Below are 17591 nucleotides of genomic sequence, written 5' to 3' on the forward strand. Positions count from 1 at the left end.
GTACGGGAAAAGGGGCGGCCCCGGAACCTTTCGGTCCCGGGGCCGCCCCTTCGTACTGCTACCGCTGCCCGCGATGAGCGCTTACGCGCCCTTCGACAGGTCCGGGCCGGAGCCCGTGGCCTCGATCGGGGGAAGGTCCGAGATCGGAGTCTTCTCCTCACCGCGGAAGGTGAACTTGGCTTCCTCGCCCTCACCCTCCTTGCCGACGACCACGATGTGACCGGGGCGCAGCTCGCCGAAGAGGATCTTCTCCGACAGGATGTCCTCGATCTCGCGCTGGATCGTGCGGCGCAGCGGTCGGGCACCCATGATCGGGTCGTAGCCGCGCTTGGCGAGCAGCGCCTTCGCGTCCGCGCTGAGCTCGATGCCCATGTCGCGGTCCTTCAGGCGGTCGTCCACCTTGGCGATCATCAGGTCGACGATCTGGACGATGTCTTCCTCGGTGAGCTGGTGGAAGACGACCGTGTCGTCGACACGGTTGAGGAACTCGGGCCGGAAGTGCTGCTTGAGCTCTTCGTTGACCTTCGCCTTCATCCGGTCGTATCCGGTCTTGGTGTCTCCCACGGCCGCGAAGCCGAGGTTGAAGCCCTTCGAGATGTCCCGCGTACCCAGGTTGGTCGTCATGATGATGACCGTGTTCTTGAAGTCCACGACCCGGCCCTGGGAGTCGGTCAGGCGACCGTCTTCCAGGATCTGGAGAAGGGAATTGAAGATATCCGGGTGCGCCTTCTCGACCTCGTCGAAGAGGACGACGGAGAACGGCTTCCGGCGGACCTTCTCGGTCAGCTGGCCGCCCTCTTCGTAGCCCACGTAGCCGGGGGGCGATCCGAAGAGACGGGAAACCGTGTGCTTCTCGCTGAACTCCGACATGTCGAGGGAGATCAGCGCGTCCTCGTCGCCGAAGAGGAATTCGGCGAGCGTCTTGGAGAGCTCGGTCTTACCGACACCGGACGGGCCGGCGAAGATGAACGAGCCACCCGGGCGCTTCGGGTCCTTCAGACCCGCACGGGTACGGCGGATCGCCTGGGAGAGCGCCCTGATGGCGTCCTTCTGGCCGATGACGCGACGGTGGAGCTCGTCCTCCATGCGCAGGAGTCGCGAGGACTCCTCCTCGGTCAGCTTGAACACCGGAATGCCGGTCGCGGTCGCCAGGACTTCGGCGATGAGCTCGCCGTCGACCTCGGCGACGACGTCCATGTCGCCGGCCTTCCATTCCTTCTCGCGCTTGGCCTTCGCCGCCAGCAGCTGCTTCTCCGAATCACGGAGGGAAGCCGCCTTCTCGAAGTCCTGGGAGTCGATGGCCGACTCCTTGTCGCGACGCACGTTCGCGATCTTCTCGTCGAACTCGCGGAGGTCCGGCGGCGCGGTCATCCGGCGGATGCGCATCCGGGAGCCGGCCTCGTCGATCAGGTCGATCGCCTTGTCCGGGAGGAAGCGGTCCGAGATGTACCGGTCGGCCAGGGTGGCCGCCTGCACGAGGGCCTCGTCCGTGATGGAGACGCGGTGGTGGGCCTCGTAGCGGTCGCGCAGGCCCTTGAGGATCTCGATGGTGTGCTGGAGGGAAGGCTCCGCCACCTGGATCGGCTGGAAACGGCGCTCGAGAGCGGCGTCCTTCTCAAGGTGCTTGCGGTACTCGTCGAGCGTCGTGGCACCGATGGTCTGGAGCTCACCACGGGCCAGCATGGGCTTCAGGATGCTGGCGGCGTCGATCGCGCCCTCGGCGGCGCCCGCACCCACGAGGGTGTGGAGCTCGTCGATGAACAGGATGATGTCGCCGCGGGTGCGGATCTCCTTGAGCACCTTCTTGAGGCGCTCCTCGAAGTCACCGCGGTAGCGGGAACCGGCGACCAGTGCACCCAGGTCGAGGGTGTAGAGGTGCTTGTCCTTGAGGGTCTCGGGCACCTCGCCCTTGACGATCGCCTGGGCGAGGCCCTCGACGACGGCGGTCTTGCCGACGCCGGGCTCGCCGATGAGGACCGGGTTGTTCTTGGTCCGGCGGGACAGGACCTGCATGACCCGCTCGATCTCCTTCTCGCGCCCGATGACCGGGTCGAGCTTGGATTCACGGGCGGCCTGCGTGAGGTTGCGGCCGAACTGGTCCAGGACGAGCGAGGTCGAGGGCGTGCCCTCGGCCGGGCCGCCGGCCGTGGCCGACTCCTTGCCTCCGCCGGAGTAGCCGGAGAGCAGCTGGATGACCTGCTGCCGGACTCGGTTGAGATCGGCGCCCAGCTTCACCAGGACCTGGGCGGCGACGCCCTCGCCCTCGCGAATGAGGCCGAGCAGGATGTGCTCGGTGCCGATGTAGTTGTGGCCGAGCTGGAGGGCCTCTCGGAGCGAAAGCTCCAGGACCTTCTTCGCCCGCGGGGTGAAGGGGATGTGGCCGGACGGGGCCTGCTGCCCCTGGCCGATGATCTCCTCAACCTGCTGGCGAACAGCCTCGAGCGAAATCCCGAGGCTCTCCAAGGCCTTAGCGGCGACACCCTCACCCTCGTGGATCAAGCCCAGGAGGATGTGCTCGGTGCCGATGTAGTTGTGGTTGAGCATCCGGGCTTCTTCCTGAGCCAGGACGACAACCCGCCGCGCGCGGTCTGTGAACCTCTCGAACATCGTTTATCGCTCCTCAGAGCGGTCGGGCAGTTCGGGGTCGGTCCCCGCCCTGTCCTTCCGCATGCTAGTCCCGCGGGGCGGGACAGCTCATTCCAACTGCCGACATCCGTCCGCGGCTCACCCTCACGTCCGTGGGAAAACCCGGCTGTAAGTGCCGACAACTGCTCCAACCCGATGGTGCGAGACGATGTTCCCGCAGGCCAGGCAGATACCCGTCACACGTGTACGCCGATGGCGAACGGAAGCGGGTCGCAGACACCGCAAATCAGCGTGTCGCCCCGATCCACTAGGAATGTCTTACCCCGTAAGCACTGACAGTTCACGCCAGTGACGCAGGATCCCTCCGCTACGGGCGAACACGTCCGCGTCCCGAATGTGGGACTCCGCCACGCCGGATGTTTACGTTCCGCATTGGGATGCGTGCGCAACGTCACATCGCGCGTAACCCCGGAGCGTTTCGGGAGTTGCTCCGGTCATGGCTCTCACCGCGCCGCCCGTCACCGTCCCGCTCCCCCGCGCCCCGTCCGGACATCCCCGGGCCGAGGACGACCCGGCCTCCTGGACGGCCGCCTGGTACGAGCGCGAGCTCGGCTGGAGCGTCGTCGGCGGACCCCCCGTCCAGCTGGCGACCGGGGTGCGGTTCGACGTACTGGAGCTGCCGGCCGATGCCGGGACCGCGGTGCTGCGCTCACGCGTCGCCACGGGTCCGGTGGCCGTCATGGGACGCAAGATGCGGTTCCTGGTGGCCGCGGGGAGCGCGGACGAGCTGGAAGGGCTGCTCGTCTGGCTGGAATGGGGCGGGGTCGCCCTGGATCTCGCCGCCCTGGGTACGGGTGGCCGGATCACGGCTCCGGTTCCCCCGGGACCCCCCGTCGCGGGCACGGCCGACGACGCGGATCCGCAGGGAAGTCCTCGGGGGGCCGCCGTGTGGCTGCGGCCCCCCGAGCAGGGGTGTGAGGCACTGCTTCCCGCCCTGCCCGCTCCCGGGCAGGGCTCTTGCGGGTCCGCGCGCGGACCCGATCTCGTACGCCTGGTCGCGGCGGCGGCGACGGAATGTCACCGGGCCCGCCTGCGCCGGCGTACGGCCCCCGCGGGGCGTGCCGGTGTGGTGGACCGGCCCGCCGCGGGTCAGACCTTGCGGTCCTCGAACGCCTGACGGATTTCCGCGGGAACGCGGCCGCGGTCATTCACGCTGTAGCCGTTTTCCTTGGCCCACGCGCGAATGACGGCGGTGTCCGGGTTTCCGGCCGAAGCGGCGACGGCGCGCCCCTTGGTGCGGCCGGTCGCGGCGCCGCGGCCACCGGTACGGCGTCCGCCCTTGGTGTACGGGTCGAGCAGGCCGCGGAGCTTTTCAGCGTTGGCGGTGGTGAGGTCGATCTCGTAGGTCTTGCCATCCAGAGCGAACGTCACCGTCTCGTCCGCCTCGCCGCCGTCGAGGTCGTCGACAAGAAGGACCTGAACCTTCTGTGCCACCGGGATTTCCTTTCATCGAAAAGCAGTACGCGGAAAGGAAACCGCTTTTGCCTGGAAAACACAAACCCCCGGTGAGAGGTTCGGGTCCGCAACGGGTCGGGAAACGTGCGCGATTCGGACATAGGCCACACGCACGGTGGCACCGGGAAATCCCGCTGTGATCGATCAGAGGTGCAGAAGCATCCGACTGTTGCCCAAGGTGTTCGGCTTCACTCGTTCGAGACCGAGGAACTCGGCGACACCCTCGTCATAGGAACGCAGCAGCTCCATGTAGACATCGGTCTCGACGGGGGTCTCGCCGATCTCGACGAAGCCGTGCTTCGCGAAGAAGTGGACTTCGAAGGTCAGGCAGAAAACCCGGCTCACACCGACCCGGCGGGCCGTCTGCAACAACTTGTCGAGCACCAGATGACCGACTCCGGCGCCCTTCAACTCGCGGTCGACGGCAAGAGTGCGGACTTCGGCCAGGTCTTCCCACATCACGTGGAGCGCACCGCAGCCGACGACCTGACCGTCGGTGTCGCGTTCGGCGACCCAGAACTCCTGGATGTCCTCATAAAGCACGACCGGCGCTTTGTCGAGCAGGATGCGCTGCTGCACGTACTGGTCGAGCAGGCGGCGCAGCGCGGGAACATCACCGGTGCGCGCTCGGCGGATCGTCACTGTTTTTGCATCTGCAGCGGAAAACTCACCCATGCCCGGACGTTATCGCCCCGGCTCGCTCCGCCGCCCGCCGGAGTCGTCTTCGGCGTCGGCGGCGGGCGCCGGGGTCCCGGCGGACTCCGCCGGCTCTTCGGGGACGGCCGGCTGCACGATCCGTACGGCGTCCCGCAGGGCCTCGCGCTGCTCCGCCGACATCATGCCGAAGAAGGCCACGAGGGCAGCGGCCGGGTTGTCGCTCGTCGACCAGGCTTCGTTCATCAGTGCGGCCGAGTAGGCGGCACGGGTGGAGACCGCCGTATACCTATAGGCGCGGCCTTCCGCTTCCCGGCGGACCCAGCCCTTCTGGTGAAGATTGTCCATAACGGTCATGACCGTGGTGTACGCGATGGACCGTTCCTGCTGGAGGTCTTCCAGGACTTCGCGAACGGTGACCGGGCGGTTCCACTGCCACACCCGCGTCATGACTGCGTCTTCGAGTTCTCCCAAGGGGCGAGGCACAGCAGCACGATAGTGCGGGATGCGGTGAATTGCCCGGCTATTCGGGCGGCAAGGCGCGGCGAAATCCGGGGTTCCCCCCGGTGAAGGGGAAGGGCGTACGGCTCGGGGAGCCGTACGCCCTTCCCCTTGGCAGGGTTACTTCTGAGGCTGGGACTGCCGGGTGGCCTCGGCGCGGGCGAGCACGGCGTCTACCGCCGCGTCCTCCTTGGCCTTGTTGGCGCCGCCCTGGCTCTTCACGATCGTCACGACGAGCGCGACGAAGAACACGGCCATCACGAAGGGGGGCACGAGCGCGGAAACGTAGTCCATGCCCCCAGCCTAGCTACCCGGCCGCGCGCCCGGCCTCCGGGGGCGCCACGGGCTTGCGGCGCGGCGGGAAGACCTCGCCCGGGGTCGGGATCGGGCGCGCGGGCCGGTCGTCGGGCTCGGGCTCCTGCGGGCGCGACGGCTCCTTCTCCTTGCCGGAGCCGGAGCCGGTCCCCGTGCCCGCGCCGGAGGCGGAGCCGGTGGGGCCGGAGCCCGTCCCGGCACCGCCGGCGATGGCCAGCAGCCGGGTCCGCGGGGCGGGCGCGGTGGACAGCCGGCGGCGTACGGAGCGCTCCGCGATCCCCTGGGCCCGCTCCAGCACGGCGGCCGCGACCGGGTTGGCGCGCAGGGCCCGCAGGGCGGCGAGGTCGTCGGGCACGGGCTCGTAGCCGGCGGCCAGGGCGTCCTGGAGCAGCTCCAGGTAGCCGGTGAGGCTTCCGGGCAGCGCGGCTCTGTACCGGGCCAGGTCGGCGAGGAGGAACGCTCTGAGCCGCCCCGCCTCCTGGACCGCTTCGTCCACCGACTGCGCGAGGCGCAGGCAGTCCTGGACCTCGGCGGCCGTCAGAGGGGCCGTGGAGGACTGGAGGGCGTGAGCGAGCGAACGCCTGAGCACGTGAAGCTCAACAGCGCTGAACGCCATGCCGCCGCGGGATCCGTAGGGCGTGGGCATGGGCCGAAGATACGCGCTAATCGGACAAAATCCCCTGAGGGAACCTGGGCGCGGCGCGGCGGATCCTCGGCCCGGTCGTCAGCCGGACTCCTTGACCACGCGGAGGAAGTCGGCCCAGGCGGCCTGGGTGGTGGCGAGAACGAGGTGGGCCGGGTCGGCGCGGTCGGCCACGCGGACCAGGGTGCCGGGCGCGGCGCTGACGTACACGCAGGTGTCCCCCTCACCACAGAAGGAGGACTTCTGCCAGGCGGTCCGAGTGGTCATGGTTGTCTCCTCCGCTCACAGGCGCTCGTGGCGCCGTGGACGAGCTCCCGGTACTTCTCGTGGCGACCGTATCCCCGCGGCGGCCGCACTCCGGCCATTTCCGGGGAAATTGCTCCGCCGGCGCTCAGGGGCCGGTAAGGCCGGGCGGATCTTCCGGGGCCAGCGGGATCTCGTAGGCGATCTCCGTGTGCCGGTCGGCGACCACGATGTCGGCGGTCTCCACCGCGCGCCCGTCCGCCGCGTAGTGCGTGCGCTCGATCTCGGTGATCAGGTCGCCGACGCCGATGCCGAGCAGGCCGGCCTGCCGCCGGTTCGCGCGCGCCGGGCGCGGGACCTCCAGCGCGGAGGTGACCGTGACGCCGATCGCGCGCATCCGCTCCACGACTCCGGCGCCCTTGTGGGGGCCCATCTCGGGCAGGACGACCGGGGTGCCGCCGGTGAGGGCCATCGGCTCCCAGGACTCGCAGACCTCGAAGGGCCCGCCCTCGCCGGAGAAGGCGTAGGTGGTGACCACGCACGGGTCGCCGGGGGCGATGCCCAGGCGTGCGGCGATGCTCCCGGTGGCCTCGACCCGGGCCTTGGTGTGGGACTCCGTGCGGACCTTCCCGGACGCGCCGGGTCCGCGGCGGTGGGGGCGGACGACCCGAAGCCGCTGCCGCGGGACGCGGACGTAGGTGCCGGCGCCGGGCCTGCCCTCCACGAGGCCCTCGATGACGAGGAGTTCCAGCGCCCGCTGGGCGACGGACTGCCCGACGCGGAATTCGGCGGCGAGCCGCGCCCGCGAGGGGAGTCTCGCGCCAACGGGCCATTCCGCGGCCCGGATCCGGGTCCGCAGCGCGTCGGCCACCTTCGAGTACGCCGTGTCGCGGGGCATTTCGGGCCGTCCTGTGCTCGTCGTGTACGCGCCGCCTGGGCTGCCCAACCTAACCCGGCGGCGAGACGCGAGCGGCCCCGGCCCTCGGGGGGCGGGGCCGCTCGCGGCACTCTGCCGAACCGGGTCAGTCGAAGTTCGGCGCGTTGCGCTCGTAGACCAGCCGCAGGCCGATCAGGGTGAGCCACGGCTCGTGGTCGTCGATCACCGAGGCCTCGCCGAGGACGATCGGGGCCAGGCCGCCCGTGGCGATGACGCGGACGTCGTCCGGGGCGCCGGCCGGGCCGGCCAGCTCCTTGGCCATCCGGGTCACGATCCCGTCGACCTGGCCCGCGAATCCGTAGACCACGCCCGACTGCATCGCCTCGACCGTGGACTTGCCGATGACGTTGCGCGGGCGGGCCAGCTCGATCTTGCGGAGCTGGGCGCCCCGGACGCCGAGGGCCTCCATGGAGATCTCGATGCCCGGGGAGATCACCCCGCCCACGTACTCGCCCTTCGCGGACACCGCGTCGAAGGTGGTCGCCGTGCCGAAGTCGACGACGATCGCGGGGCCGCCGTAGAGCTCGACGGCCGCGACCGCGTTGATGATGCGGTCCGCGCCGACCTCCTTCGGGTTGTCCATGAGGATCGGGACGCCCGTCTTGATGCCCGGCTCCACCAGCACGGCCGGGACGTCCCCGTAGTAGCGGCGGGTCACCTCGCGCAGTTCGTGCAGCACCGACGGCACCGTCGAGCAGATCGCGATGCCGTGGATGCCGTCGCCGAGCTCGCTGCCGAGCATCGGGTGCATGCCCATCAGGCCCTGCATCAGCACGGCCATCTCGTCGGCCGTGCGACGCGGGTCGGTCGAGACGCGCCAGTGCTCGACGATCTCGTCACCGTCGAACAGGCCAAGGACCGTATGGGTGTTGCCCACGTCGATGGTGAGGAGCATCGGTTAGACCGCCTCGCGCAGATCGAGGCCGATGTCCAGGATCGGGGAGGAGTGGGTGAGGCCGCCGACCGCGAGGTAGTCGACGCCGGTCTCGGCGTAGGCGCGGGCGTTGTGCATGGTGAGGCGGCCCGAGGACTCCAGCACCGCGCGGCCGTGCACCAGGGCCACGGCCTCCTCGGTCTCGATCGGCGTGAAGTTGTCGAGCAGGATCAGGTCGGCGCCCGCGTCCAGGGCCTCACGGACCTGCTGCAGGGTGTCGACCTCGACCTCGATGGGCAGGTCGGGGAACTGCTCGCGCACGGCCTTGAAGGCCTCGCGGACACCGCCCGCCGCGATCACGTGGTTGTCCTTGACCAGAGCCGCGTCGGACAGGGACATCCGGTGGTTGACGCCGCCGCCGCAGCGGACCGCGTACTTCTCCAGGCAGCGCAGGCCGGGGGTGGTCTTGCGGGTGTCGCGGACCTTGGCCTTGGTGCCCTCCAGCTCGTCGGCCCACGCGCGGGTCGCCGTGGCGATGCCCGACATCAGGCAGAGCAGGTTCAGCGCGCTGCGCTCGCCGGTGAGCAGGTCCCGGGTGCGGGCCCGCACCGACAGCAGCACCTGGCCGGGCTCGACGCGCTCGCCGTCCTCGACGTGCCGCTCCACCTCGAACTCGTCGGTGCAGACGACGGACAGGACGGCCTCGGCGACGCGCAGTCCGGCGACCGTGCCCGCCTCGCGGGCGGTGAAGTCGGCGGTCGCGACGGCCTCCTCGGGGACGGTGGCGACGGTGGTCACGTCGACCCCGCCGTCGAGGTCCTCGGAGATCGCCATGTGCGCGATGTCCTCGACCTCGACCGGGTCCAGACCGGCGTCCGCGAGCAGCTGGGCCAGCGCCGGGTCGAGGCCGGTCTCCTCGCCCTCGCCGCAGGCGCAGTCGTCGCCGCAGCCGCCGCCCCCGCTCTGGCCGAGGAGGGGAAGCTCTTCGTGGTCGTGGTCGTGGTCGTGGTCGTGCTCGTGCGTGCTCACGGTTACCGCTCCAGGCTGTCGGGGCTCAGGGGGATCTGTACGGACGGGAAGTCCGCCGAGTCGGTGGGGGTGACGACCAGTGCCCGCCGCTCGGTCGCCGACAGGCGTACGACGAGGTGGCGGCGCCAGTGCGCGTCGTCCCGGTCGGGGTGGTCCTCGCGCCAGTGGCAGCCGCGGGTCTCCGCGCGCCGCTGGGCGGCGGCGACCAGGACGCGGGCCACGCACAGCAGGTTGGTGGCTTCCCAGGTCTCGGTGCCGGGGACGGCCGTCTTGCCCTGGGTCTCCAGCTCCGTCAGGGCCTTCGCGTACAGGGCTTCGAGTGCGGCGGCGGCCGTGCGCAGCGATTCCGCGGAGCGGAGCACGCCGGCGCCGTCGGTCATGATGCGCTGGATCTCGTAGCGCGCCTCGGCGGGCTGGAGGGGGCCGGTGGCCGGGACGGGGATGCCGGGGCCGTTGCCGGCGGGCTCCCCCGCGGCGGCGATGACGGCGTCGGCGATGCGCTCGGCGAAGACCAGGCCTTCCAGCAGGGAGTTGGAGGCGAGGCGGTTCGCGCCGTGCACGCCGGTGCAGGCGACCTCGCCGCACGCGTACAGGCCGGGGACGGTGGTGCGGCCGTGCAGGTCGGTCCGTACGCCGCCGGAGGCGTAGTGCGCGGCCGGGGCGACGGGGATGGGCTCGGTGACCGGGTCGATGCCGTGTGAGCGGCAGGCGGCGAGGATGTTGGGGAAGCGCTGCTCCCACATCCGGGCGCCGAAGTGCCGGGCGTCCAGGTACATGTGCTCGGTGCCCTGCTCCTGCATGCGGCGCGTGATGCCCTTGGCGACGATGTCGCGGGGCGCGAGCTCGGCGAGCTCGTGCTGGCCGGTCATGAAGCGGACGCCGTCGGCGTCGACGAGGTACGCGCCCTCGCCGCGCACGGCCTCCGACACCAGGGGCTGCTGGCCTTCGGCGTCGGCGCCGAGGAAGAGCACGGTGGGGTGGAACTGGACGAATTCGAGGTCGGAGACCTGGGCGCCGGCCCGCAGTGCGAGGGCCACGCCGTCGCCGGTGGAGACGGACGGGTTGGTCGTCGCGGAGAAGACCTGGCCCATGCCGCCGGTCGCGAGGATCACGGCGGGCGCGTGGACGGCGCCGACCCCGTCGTGCTGGCCCTCGCCCATGACGTGCAGCGTGACGCCGGCGGTACGCCCCTGCGCGTCCTGGAGGAGGTCCAGGACCAGGGCGTTCTCGACGGTCTCGATGCCGGCCGCCTGGACGGCTTCGACGAGCGCACGGGAGATCTCGGCGCCGGTGGCGTCGCCGCCGGCGTGCGCGATGCGGCGGCGGTGGTGGCCGCCCTCGCGGGTCAGCTCGATCTCGCCGGTCTCGGCGGAGGTGTCGAAGACGGCGCCGGTGGCGATCAGCCGGCGTACCGCGTCCGGGCCCTCGGTGACCAGGAGCCGGACGGCGGCCTCGTCGCACAGGCCGGCGCCCGCGACGAGGGTGTCGTCGAGGTGCTGCTCGGGGGTGTCCCCGTCACCGAGGGCGGCGGCGATGCCGCCCTGGGCCCAGCGGGTGGAGCCGTCGTCGAGCCGCGCCTTGGTGACCACGACGGTACGGCGGCCGGCGGCGGCGCAGCGCAGCGCGGCGGTCAGGCCCGCGACGCCGGACCCGACGACCACGACATCGGCGTCGACGGACCAGCCGGGGGCCGGGGCGTGCAGCCGTATGCCGGTGCTGGTGCCCGCCGTTGCGGGGCCTCTGCCTGGGGTACTCACGCGTGTGCTCCGAACTCCAATGGGATGTTGTCGATCAGCCGGGTCGCGCCCACCTTCGCGGCGACGGCCAGCACGGCCCGGCCGGTGAAGCCGGGGCCGGCCTCGGTGAAGTCCTGGGGGTCCACCAGCGCCAGGTAGTCCAGTACGAGGGGCGGGTCGTGCCGGCCCGCCTCCTGCAGGACGTGCCGCGCGGCGGCCCGTACGGCGTCCGGAAGCCCGGCGCCCGCCGCCGAGACGGCGTGGGCGTCGGCGGAGGCGCGGATCTCGCCGAGCCGGGCCAGGCCGGTGGCCCGCTCGTCGCCGGCCGGGGGCGCCTGGGCCTCGGCGCGGGCGCGGAGCGCGGCCTGCGCGGCGAGCCGGTCCTGGCCGGCGAACAGGGCGCGGGACAGGGCGAGGGCGGTACGCCGCTCCGTGGCGGAGAGGTAGCGGTTGCGCGAGGACAGCGCGAGCCCGTCCTCCTCGCGGACGGTCGGTACGCCGACCACTTCCACGGGGAAGTTGAGGTCGGTCACCATCCGCTGGATCAGGGCCAGTTGCTGCGCGTCCTTCTGGCCGAAGAAGGCCAGGTCGGGACGGGTGAGGTGGAGCAGCTTGGCGACGACGGTCAGCATGCCGTCGAAGTGGCCGGGGCGGGTGCCCCCTTCGAGGCGTCCGCCCATCGGGCCGGCGCTGATCCGGACCTGGGGGTCTCCGCCGGGGTAGACCTCGTCGACGGCGGGGGCGAACACGGCGTCGGCTCCGGCCTCTTCGGCGATGAGCAGGTCGGCGTCGAGGGTGCGCGGGTAGCGGTCGAGGTCCTCGTTCGCCCCGAACTGGAGCGGGTTGACGAAGACCGTGACCACGACCTGGCCGGTGGGGCCGACGTGCGCGCGGGCGGTGCGGACCAAGGTGGCGTGGCCCTCGTGGAGGGCGCCCATGGTCATGACGACGGCGCGGCGGCCGGCGGTGGCCTCCAGGGCCGTGGTGGCTGCGGCGCGGGGGAGCTCGTGCAGCGCGTCGGCGGTGTCGAGGAGGATCACCGGTCACCGCCTTCGGGGTCGCGGCCGTCGAATTCGAATCCCGCGCCGTCGGCGAGGACACCGAGCAGGTCCTCGGCGAGTTCGGGCTTGAGCAGACCGTGCGCGAGGGCGCGGTCCGCGGTCGTGCGGGCCATCGCGAGGTAGCCGGCGACGCTGCCCGGGGCGTGCCTGCGCAGCTCCGAGACGTGCGCGGCGACGGTGCCCGCGTCGCCGCGGGCCACCGGGCCGGTCAGGGCGGCGTCACCGGAGCGCAGGGCGTTGTCGAGGGCCGCGCCGAGCAGCGGGCCGAGCATCCGGTCGGGGTGCTCGACGCCCGCCTTGGCCAGCAGCTCCATGGACTGGGCGACCAGGGTGACCAAGTGGTTCGCGCCGAGGGCGAGGGCCGCGTGGTAGAGCGGGCGGTTCACCTCGGCGATCCACTCGGGTTCCCCGCCCATCTCGATGACCAGGGCTTCGGCGGCGAGCCGCAGCTCGTCGGGGGCGGTCACCCCGAAGGAGCAGCCGGCCAGCCGCTGGACGTCGACCTCGGTGCCGGTGAAGGTCATCGCGGGGTGCAGGGCCAGCGGGAGCGCGCCCGCGCGGCGGGCCGGGTCCAGCACGGCGACCCCGTACCGCCCGGAGGTGTGGACGAGGAGCTGGCCGGGGCGGACCGCGCCGGTCTCGGCGAGGCCCTGCACCAGGGTCGGCAGGGCGTCGTCGGGGACGGTGAGCAGGACGAGGTCGGCGGCCTGGAGGACCTGCGCGGGCGTGACGACCGGCACGTCCGGCAGCATCCGCTCGGCGCGGCGGCGCGAGGCGTCGGAGACCCCGGACACGGCGACGGGGCGGTGCCCGGTCTGCTGGAGGGCGCGGGCCAGCGCGGGGCCGACCCTGCCGGCTCCGACGACACCGACGGTGAGCCTGGCGGGGCGCTCCGCCTGAGGGGATGTGTTCACGCGGGGAAGGCCTTCCGTTCCAGTCCGCGGGGGGTACCGGACGATACGTCGCCATGCTAGCTCCTGGCGTGTCGCCCGGTCGGCGATGATCGGGGCATGAGCGAGGACACGGTACGGGCGGCGGACGGCGCGGCGGACGGGGTGGCGGTCGGGGTGGCGGTCGGGCCGGGCCGGGAGGCGGCGGACGGGGCCGACGGGCCGGACGAGGCGGACGAGGCGGCCCTGCGGGCGGACCTGGTGGCCGAGCGGCTGGTGGCCGCGGGGCGGGCGGCGCGGCGGAAGCTGTCGCACAGCCTGCGGGAGGCGACGGTCGGCGAGCTGATGGCGGACCTGGGCGGGATGGCCCCCGACCCGGACGAGCCCGGCGACATCTACGGCGACGGCGTCGTGGCCCGGCTGGAGCGGCGGGTCGCGGAACTGCTGGGGACCGAGGACGCGGCGTTCTTCCCGACCGGGACGATGGCCCAGCAGATCGCGCTGCGCTGCTGGGCCGGCCGGACCGGGAACCCGGTCGTCGCCCTGCACCCGATGAGCCATCCGGAGCTGTGGGAGGGCGGCGCGCTGTCGGTCGTCTCCGGGCTGCGGACCGTCCACCCGACGGGCGAACCGCGCCAGCCGGCCGCTTCCGAGGTCGCGGAGCTGTCCGAGCCGTTCGGGACGCTGATGCTGGAGCTGCCGCTGCGCGACGCGGGCTTCCTGCTGCCGACGTGGGACGAGCTGTCGGCGGTGGTGGCGACCGCCCGGGAACTGGACGCGGTCGTCCACTTCGACGGCGCCCGGCTGTGGGAGACGACGGTCCACTTCGGCCGCTCCCTGCCGGAGATCGCCGCGCTCGCGGACTCGGTCTACGTCTCCTTCTACAAATCGCTGGGCGGCATCAGCGGGGCTGCCCTCGCCGGATCCCGCTCGCTCGTGGCGGAGGCCAGGGTCTGGCGCCACCGGTACGGGGGCCAGATCTTCCGCCAGTTCCCCGCCGCGCTGTCCGCACTGGCCGGGCTGGAACGGGAGCTGCCGAAGCTCCCGTCCTACGTCGCCGGGGCGCGGGTGGTGGCGGCCGCGCTGTCCTCGGCGCTGGCCGCCTCCCCCGAGGTCCCCTGGTTCCGGGTCAACCCGCAGGTGCCGCACACCCACCAGTTCCAGGTGTGGCTCCCTTACGACGCGGACCGCCTCACCGAGGCGGGCGTCCGGCTGGCGGAGGACACGGGCACGGTCCTCTTCCGCCGCTGGTCCCCCGACGGCCCGCCGGGCCTCTCGGTGACGGAACTGGAGGTCACGGAACCGGGCCTGTCCTGGACCCCGCAGGACGTGACGCACGCGGTCGCAGACTTCGTAGCCCGCCTCTAGTGCTGCTCCGCGTTAGTTCGTGGAGGGGTGTTAGTCAGGCTGGCTGGTCGCCGAGGTAGAGGTAGCAGGCGCAGTCCATGCAGTCTTCGGGGTTGCCGAAGGGTAGGCCGGTGGGCAGGAGGTTGTCCTGGTAGGTGCCTCGGCTGGCCAGGTGAAGGGCGAAGCCCCAGGTGTGCAGGACGCCGGTGAAGCGCAAGCGACATAGGGGGATCTGCTCGCCGTCCTTGAGTTCGCCGGTCACGTAGGCGAATCCGGTGCGGAAGCGGACGTCGACGCGGGCCAGTTGCGGCCACCGGTCCTTGGCGTGGTCGTTGAGGCGGACGCGCAGGTGGTGCTGCATGGAGTCGGGTGGGTTCTTCGGCACGGGCCCCATCCTGCCCGGTGCGCCGACGGCCCGCCATGATCATCGATCATGAACACGTGCACGCTCGTGGGTGGGGCGGTTGCGGCGGTTGCCGTGGCCTTGGACGAGACCGCGCGCAAGGTGCTGGAGCGGCTGGCTGTCTCCGCGAAGGCCCAGGTCCGCCAGGCCCTGCGTGCCCGGATCGTGCTCGCGGCGGCAGACGGGCTGGCCAACGCCGAGATTGCCCGTGAGCTGGGCATCGCGGTGAACACCGTCCGCAAGTGGCGCGGACGCTTCGCCCAGCACGGCACCGACGGCTTGAAGGACGCCAGGCGCTCGGGCCGGCCCAAGATCTACGACGACCGGGTGCGCGTGGCGATCGTGGCCGCCGCGACCAGCGCCCCGCCGCACCCGGTTGCCACCTGGACCCATCGGGCGATCGCCGAGCGGGTCGCGGGCACTGTCTTCGCGGCCATCTCTGCCTCCCACGTCGGGCGGATACTGGCGGACTTGGACCTCAAGCCGCACAAGGTCCGCGGCTGGCTCACCCGCCGCGACACCCCCGACTTCTGGCAGCGCGCCGAACACATCTGCGACCTCTACCGCGACCCGCCCGCCGGCGCGCTCCTGCTGTCGATCGATGAGAAGACCGCGATCGCCGCCCGCTCCCGCAAGCACCCCGGCCGCCCCGCCACCATGGGCCAGGCGGCCCGCCAGGAGTTCGAGTATGTCCGCCACGGCACCGCCTCCCTGGTGGCCGCGCTCGACGTGCGCACCGGCGAGGTCCTCACCGAGGTCATCGCCCGCAACAACGCGACGACCTTTACCGGCTTCCTCGACCGGATCGACACGCTCATCCCGCGGGGCACGGATATCCACGTGGTGCTGGACAACGGCTCCTCGCACACTGCCAAGCACACCAAGGCGTGGTTCACGGCCCATCCGCGCTGGACAGCGCACTTCACCCCGCCCCACGCCTCCTGGCTCAACCAGGTCGAGCTGGTCTTCTCCGCCCTGACCCGCAGCGTCCTGCGGCACGGCGACTTCACCAGCCGCGACGACCTCATCGACAAGTTGGACAGCTACATCATCAACCGCAACGAAACCGCGAAGCCCTTCCGCTGGACCTACGACGGCACCCCGCTCAAGGAAGCAGCCTGACCAGCCACGACCCCGGGGGGATCAAATGCCCATCACCAGCCCATGTCCTTTGCGACATCTGCTTGCGCCGCAGCGATCTCCTCGGCCGTGACTTCGGGAACGTCGGTGTCCTGCTCGAACCGGCCCAGCAAGTCCATCAGAGCCTGCTTCTGCGCGGGGTGCCCGATCGGGACCGTGTTGAGATCCACGCTCATCAGCCAGTCGAATAGCACTACCGCGTCGGCACGCCACAAGCTGACGGTCACCACGGGCAGGTCCGGATCCATGCACGACATACTGCCCGATCGACTGGGACAACGTGATCACGCAGACGCGGCAGCCCTTCCAACACCCCTCCACGAACTAACGCGGAGCAGCACTAGTGCTGTGGCCGGCGCGGGCCGGCAGGGCGGGGCGGGCCGCCGTACGGCGAGTGCGCCGGCGGATGGCCTCGCAGACGGGCGTCAGCCGTCCGGCCGCGCGCCCCGGGCGGTGGCCGCAGGCGCGGGCAGGGTCACCGTCACCCGTCCGGGTGGGGCCCGGGGGACCGCGGACGCGTGCCCGTCAACCGCGCGGCCGACGCACCTGCAGAATGATGCGATGAGCGTCACCATCGACATCACCGGGCTCCCGCCGGAGCGGATCGGCTTCGCGCCGTCCCCGCTCGCGGAGCTGTGCATGACGTTGCACGCGCTCTCCCAGCCCGGCCACCACCCCGGGCTGGCCTCCTGGACCGCCACCACCGCCGCCGCGCTCGATCCCTGCCTCGCGGACCGGCTGCTGGAGGGCGACTTCATGTGGCGCAGCTCCTTCGCCGACATCTTCATGCCGTTCGCCGGGATTCCCGGCGGCTCCGGCCGGCCGGGCGCGACGCTGGCCGAGGAGCTCGACGTCATGGACCGGCTGGACGACGAACGGTTCGTGTCGGCCGCGCTGGAGCACTGCCGGCTGGCGATGTACGACGACGGCGGCGGGCCTTCGCCGCTCGCCGACCCGCTCGCCCGGGCCAGGGCGCTGGAGACGGCCTCCGCGCGCGGGCCGCGGCAACTGGCCTTCGCGGTGCGGGTGCTCGACGACACCGCCGGCGTCCGGGTGTGGCTGCGCCGGCTGCTGGAGGACTGCGACGAGGCGTTCTTCGCCGAGACCTGGCGCCGGGTCGAGCCCCGGCAGAGCGCGGACGCCCGCCACAAGACGGAGCTGCTGCGCCGCAAGGGGCTGCCGGCCGCCCTCAAGGAGATCTCCGCGGCTCTGAGCGTCGACGAGGGACTGACCACCGTCTCGGTGGACAAGATGACGCGGGGTTCCACGACCGCCTCCGACCCCCGAATAGGCGACGGCCTGCTGTTCGTGCCGACGAACTTCGGCTGGCCGCACCTGCTGGTGCTGCACGCCCCCGGCTGGCGCCCGGTCATCCACTACCCGCTCGGCTCTCCCGAACTGGCCTCCTCCCCGGGGTCGGTGGAGCTGTTGCAGCGGCGGATGGAGGCGCTCGCCCATCCGATGCGGATGATGCTGTGCCGCAGCCTGGCGCGCGCTCCGTACACGACGGGCGAGCTGGCGGCCGCGTACGGGATCACGGCGCCGGAGGTGTCCCGCCACCTGGCGGTGATGAAGAAGGCCGGGCTGCTCCACACACGCCGCCAAGGGCGTTATGTCCAACATCAGTTGGATCTGGCGGCAGTGGCCCGTATCGGCTCCGACTTCATCGAGGGCATCCTCCGGTAGGCACTCCGGCAGGCCTCGGGCACTGAGCGGA

At 71.7% G+C, this 17591-nt stretch carries 19 protein-coding genes; 4 read left to right on the top strand and 15 right to left on the bottom strand.

Features of this window, described 5'->3' with window-relative positions:
• Positions 1-81 precede the first annotated feature (81 nt).
• Entirely contained in the window at positions 82-2607 is a 2526-nt protein-coding gene (locus J7F03_RS05950; RefSeq protein ID WP_214947720.1) for an ATP-dependent Clp protease ATP-binding subunit, read from the bottom strand.
• Between the two features lie 475 nt (positions 2608-3082).
• Here J7F03_RS05950 and J7F03_RS05955 point away from each other — a divergent pair, with 475 nt between their 5' ends.
• Entirely contained in the window at positions 3083-3763 is a 681-nt protein-coding gene (locus J7F03_RS05955; RefSeq protein ID WP_251071489.1) for an SCO3374 family protein, read from the top strand.
• Here J7F03_RS05955 and J7F03_RS05960 read toward each other — a convergent pair.
• The 12 genes from J7F03_RS05960 to J7F03_RS06015 form a co-directional block, all read right to left on the bottom strand.
• Positions 3736-4080: an Lsr2 family protein gene (locus tag J7F03_RS05960; protein ID WP_112448615.1), complete on the bottom strand. Its 345-nt coding sequence runs from the start codon at positions 4078-4080 to the stop codon at positions 3736-3738. The genes J7F03_RS05955 and J7F03_RS05960 overlap by 28 nt on opposite strands.
• A 165-nt stretch (positions 4081-4245) precedes the next feature.
• Positions 4246-4776, bottom strand: coding sequence for an amino-acid N-acetyltransferase (locus J7F03_RS05965; RefSeq protein ID WP_214947593.1), 531 nt, complete (start codon positions 4774-4776; stop codon positions 4246-4248).
• A gap of 9 nt (positions 4777-4785) precedes the next feature.
• Positions 4786-5241: a BlaI/MecI/CopY family transcriptional regulator gene (locus J7F03_RS05970; RefSeq protein WP_214947594.1), complete on the bottom strand. Its 456-nt coding sequence runs from the start codon at positions 5239-5241 to the stop codon at positions 4786-4788.
• A gap of 135 nt (positions 5242-5376) precedes the next feature.
• Entirely contained in the window at positions 5377-5550 is a 174-nt protein-coding gene (locus J7F03_RS05975) for a hypothetical protein (RefSeq protein WP_214947595.1), read from the bottom strand.
• A gap of 13 nt (positions 5551-5563) precedes the next feature.
• Positions 5564-6187 (bottom strand): hypothetical protein, encoded by a 624-nt coding sequence (locus tag J7F03_RS05980; RefSeq protein ID WP_214947721.1) that lies wholly within the window; start codon positions 6185-6187, stop codon positions 5564-5566.
• A 108-nt stretch (positions 6188-6295) separates the two neighbouring features.
• Positions 6296-6481 (bottom strand): DUF397 domain-containing protein, encoded by a 186-nt coding sequence (locus tag J7F03_RS05985; RefSeq protein ID WP_214947596.1) that lies wholly within the window; start codon positions 6479-6481, stop codon positions 6296-6298.
• Positions 6482-6605: 124 nt separating this feature from the next.
• A complete protein-coding gene (locus J7F03_RS05990; RefSeq protein ID WP_214947597.1) occupies positions 6606-7355 on the bottom strand; it encodes a GntR family transcriptional regulator in 750 nt (249 codons plus the stop codon).
• A gap of 124 nt (positions 7356-7479) precedes the next feature.
• Positions 7480-8289 carry a type III pantothenate kinase gene (locus tag J7F03_RS05995; protein WP_214947598.1) on the bottom strand — a complete coding sequence of 270 codons (810 nt, stop codon included), beginning with the start codon at positions 8287-8289 and terminating at the stop codon, positions 7480-7482.
• Positions 8290-8292: 3 nt separating this feature from the next.
• Positions 8293-9297, bottom strand: coding sequence for a carboxylating nicotinate-nucleotide diphosphorylase (gene nadC, locus J7F03_RS06000; RefSeq protein ID WP_214947599.1), 1005 nt, complete (start codon positions 9295-9297; stop codon positions 8293-8295).
• A 2-nt stretch (positions 9298-9299) separates the two neighbouring features.
• Entirely contained in the window at positions 9300-11054 is a 1755-nt protein-coding gene (locus J7F03_RS06005) for an L-aspartate oxidase (RefSeq protein ID WP_214947600.1), read from the bottom strand.
• On the bottom strand, positions 11051-12073 hold the full coding sequence (panC, locus tag J7F03_RS06010; protein WP_214947601.1) for a pantoate--beta-alanine ligase: 1023 nt from the start codon (positions 12071-12073) through the stop codon (positions 11051-11053). Before panC ends, J7F03_RS06005 begins: the two co-directional genes overlap by 4 nt.
• Positions 12070-13008: a Rossmann-like and DUF2520 domain-containing protein gene (locus J7F03_RS06015; protein ID WP_214947602.1), complete on the bottom strand. Its 939-nt coding sequence runs from the start codon at positions 13006-13008 to the stop codon at positions 12070-12072. Before J7F03_RS06015 ends, panC begins: the two co-directional genes overlap by 4 nt.
• 96 nt (positions 13009-13104) lie before the next feature.
• Here J7F03_RS06015 and J7F03_RS06020 point away from each other — a divergent pair, with 96 nt between their 5' ends.
• Positions 13105-14352 carry a low specificity L-threonine aldolase gene (locus J7F03_RS06020; protein ID WP_214947603.1) on the top strand — a complete coding sequence of 416 codons (1248 nt, stop codon included), beginning with the start codon at positions 13105-13107 and terminating at the stop codon, positions 14350-14352.
• A 34-nt stretch (positions 14353-14386) separates the two neighbouring features.
• On the opposite strand, the gene J7F03_RS06025 is transcribed toward J7F03_RS06020, so the two are convergent.
• Positions 14387-14716, bottom strand: a complete 330-nt coding sequence (locus J7F03_RS06025; protein ID WP_214947604.1) for a hypothetical protein — start codon at positions 14714-14716, stop codon at positions 14387-14389.
• Between the two features lie 48 nt (positions 14717-14764).
• Here J7F03_RS06025 and J7F03_RS06030 point away from each other — a divergent pair, with 48 nt between their 5' ends.
• The gene (locus tag J7F03_RS06030; protein WP_214947605.1) at positions 14765-15856 is read left to right on the top strand and encodes an IS630 family transposase; all 1092 of its coding nucleotides are present in this window, start codon (positions 14765-14767) and stop codon (positions 15854-15856) included.
• Between the two features lie 32 nt (positions 15857-15888).
• On the opposite strand, the gene J7F03_RS06035 is transcribed toward J7F03_RS06030, so the two are convergent.
• On the bottom strand, positions 15889-16122 hold the full coding sequence (locus tag J7F03_RS06035) for a hypothetical protein (protein WP_214947606.1): 234 nt from the start codon (positions 16120-16122) through the stop codon (positions 15889-15891).
• A gap of 313 nt (positions 16123-16435) precedes the next feature.
• On the opposite strand from J7F03_RS06035, the gene J7F03_RS06040 reads away from it, so the two are divergent.
• A complete protein-coding gene (locus tag J7F03_RS06040) occupies positions 16436-17560 on the top strand; it encodes a DUF5937 family protein (protein ID WP_214947607.1) in 1125 nt (374 codons plus the stop codon).
• The last annotated feature ends 31 nt before the right edge of the window (positions 17561-17591 follow it).

The organism is Streptomyces sp. ISL-43, from assembly GCF_018614195.1.
Lineage (GTDB): Bacteria > Actinomycetota > Actinomycetes > Streptomycetales > Streptomycetaceae > Streptomyces.

Bases quoted from the DNA above. Each gene is read 5' to 3' on its own strand.
- J7F03_RS05950 (WP_214947720.1), bottom strand. From the start codon at position 2,607: ATGTTCGAGAGGTTCACAGACCGCGCGCGGCGGGTTGTCGTCCTGGCT.
- J7F03_RS05955 (WP_251071489.1), top strand. From the start codon at position 3,083: ATGGCTCTCACCGCGCCGCCCGTCACCGTCCCGCTCCCCCGCGCCCCG.
- J7F03_RS05965 (WP_214947593.1), bottom strand. From the start codon at position 4,776: ATGGGTGAGTTTTCCGCTGCAGATGCAAAAACAGTGACGATCCGCCGA.
- J7F03_RS05975 (WP_214947595.1), bottom strand. From the start codon at position 5,550: ATGGACTACGTTTCCGCGCTCGTGCCCCCCTTCGTGATGGCCGTGTTC.
- J7F03_RS05980 (WP_214947721.1), bottom strand. From the start codon at position 6,187: ATGGCGTTCAGCGCTGTTGAGCTTCACGTGCTCAGGCGTTCGCTCGCT.
- J7F03_RS05985 (WP_214947596.1), bottom strand. From the start codon at position 6,481: ATGACCACTCGGACCGCCTGGCAGAAGTCCTCCTTCTGTGGTGAGGGG.
- J7F03_RS05990 (WP_214947597.1), bottom strand. From the start codon at position 7,355: ATGCCCCGCGACACGGCGTACTCGAAGGTGGCCGACGCGCTGCGGACC.
- J7F03_RS05995 (WP_214947598.1), bottom strand. From the start codon at position 8,289: ATGCTCCTCACCATCGACGTGGGCAACACCCATACGGTCCTTGGCCTG.
- J7F03_RS06020 (WP_214947603.1), top strand. From the start codon at position 13,105: ATGAGCGAGGACACGGTACGGGCGGCGGACGGCGCGGCGGACGGGGTG.
- J7F03_RS06030 (WP_214947605.1), top strand. From the start codon at position 14,765: ATGAACACGTGCACGCTCGTGGGTGGGGCGGTTGCGGCGGTTGCCGTG.
- J7F03_RS06035 (WP_214947606.1), bottom strand. From the start codon at position 16,122: ATGGATCCGGACCTGCCCGTGGTGACCGTCAGCTTGTGGCGTGCCGAC.
- J7F03_RS06040 (WP_214947607.1), top strand. From the start codon at position 16,436: ATGAGCGTCACCATCGACATCACCGGGCTCCCGCCGGAGCGGATCGGC.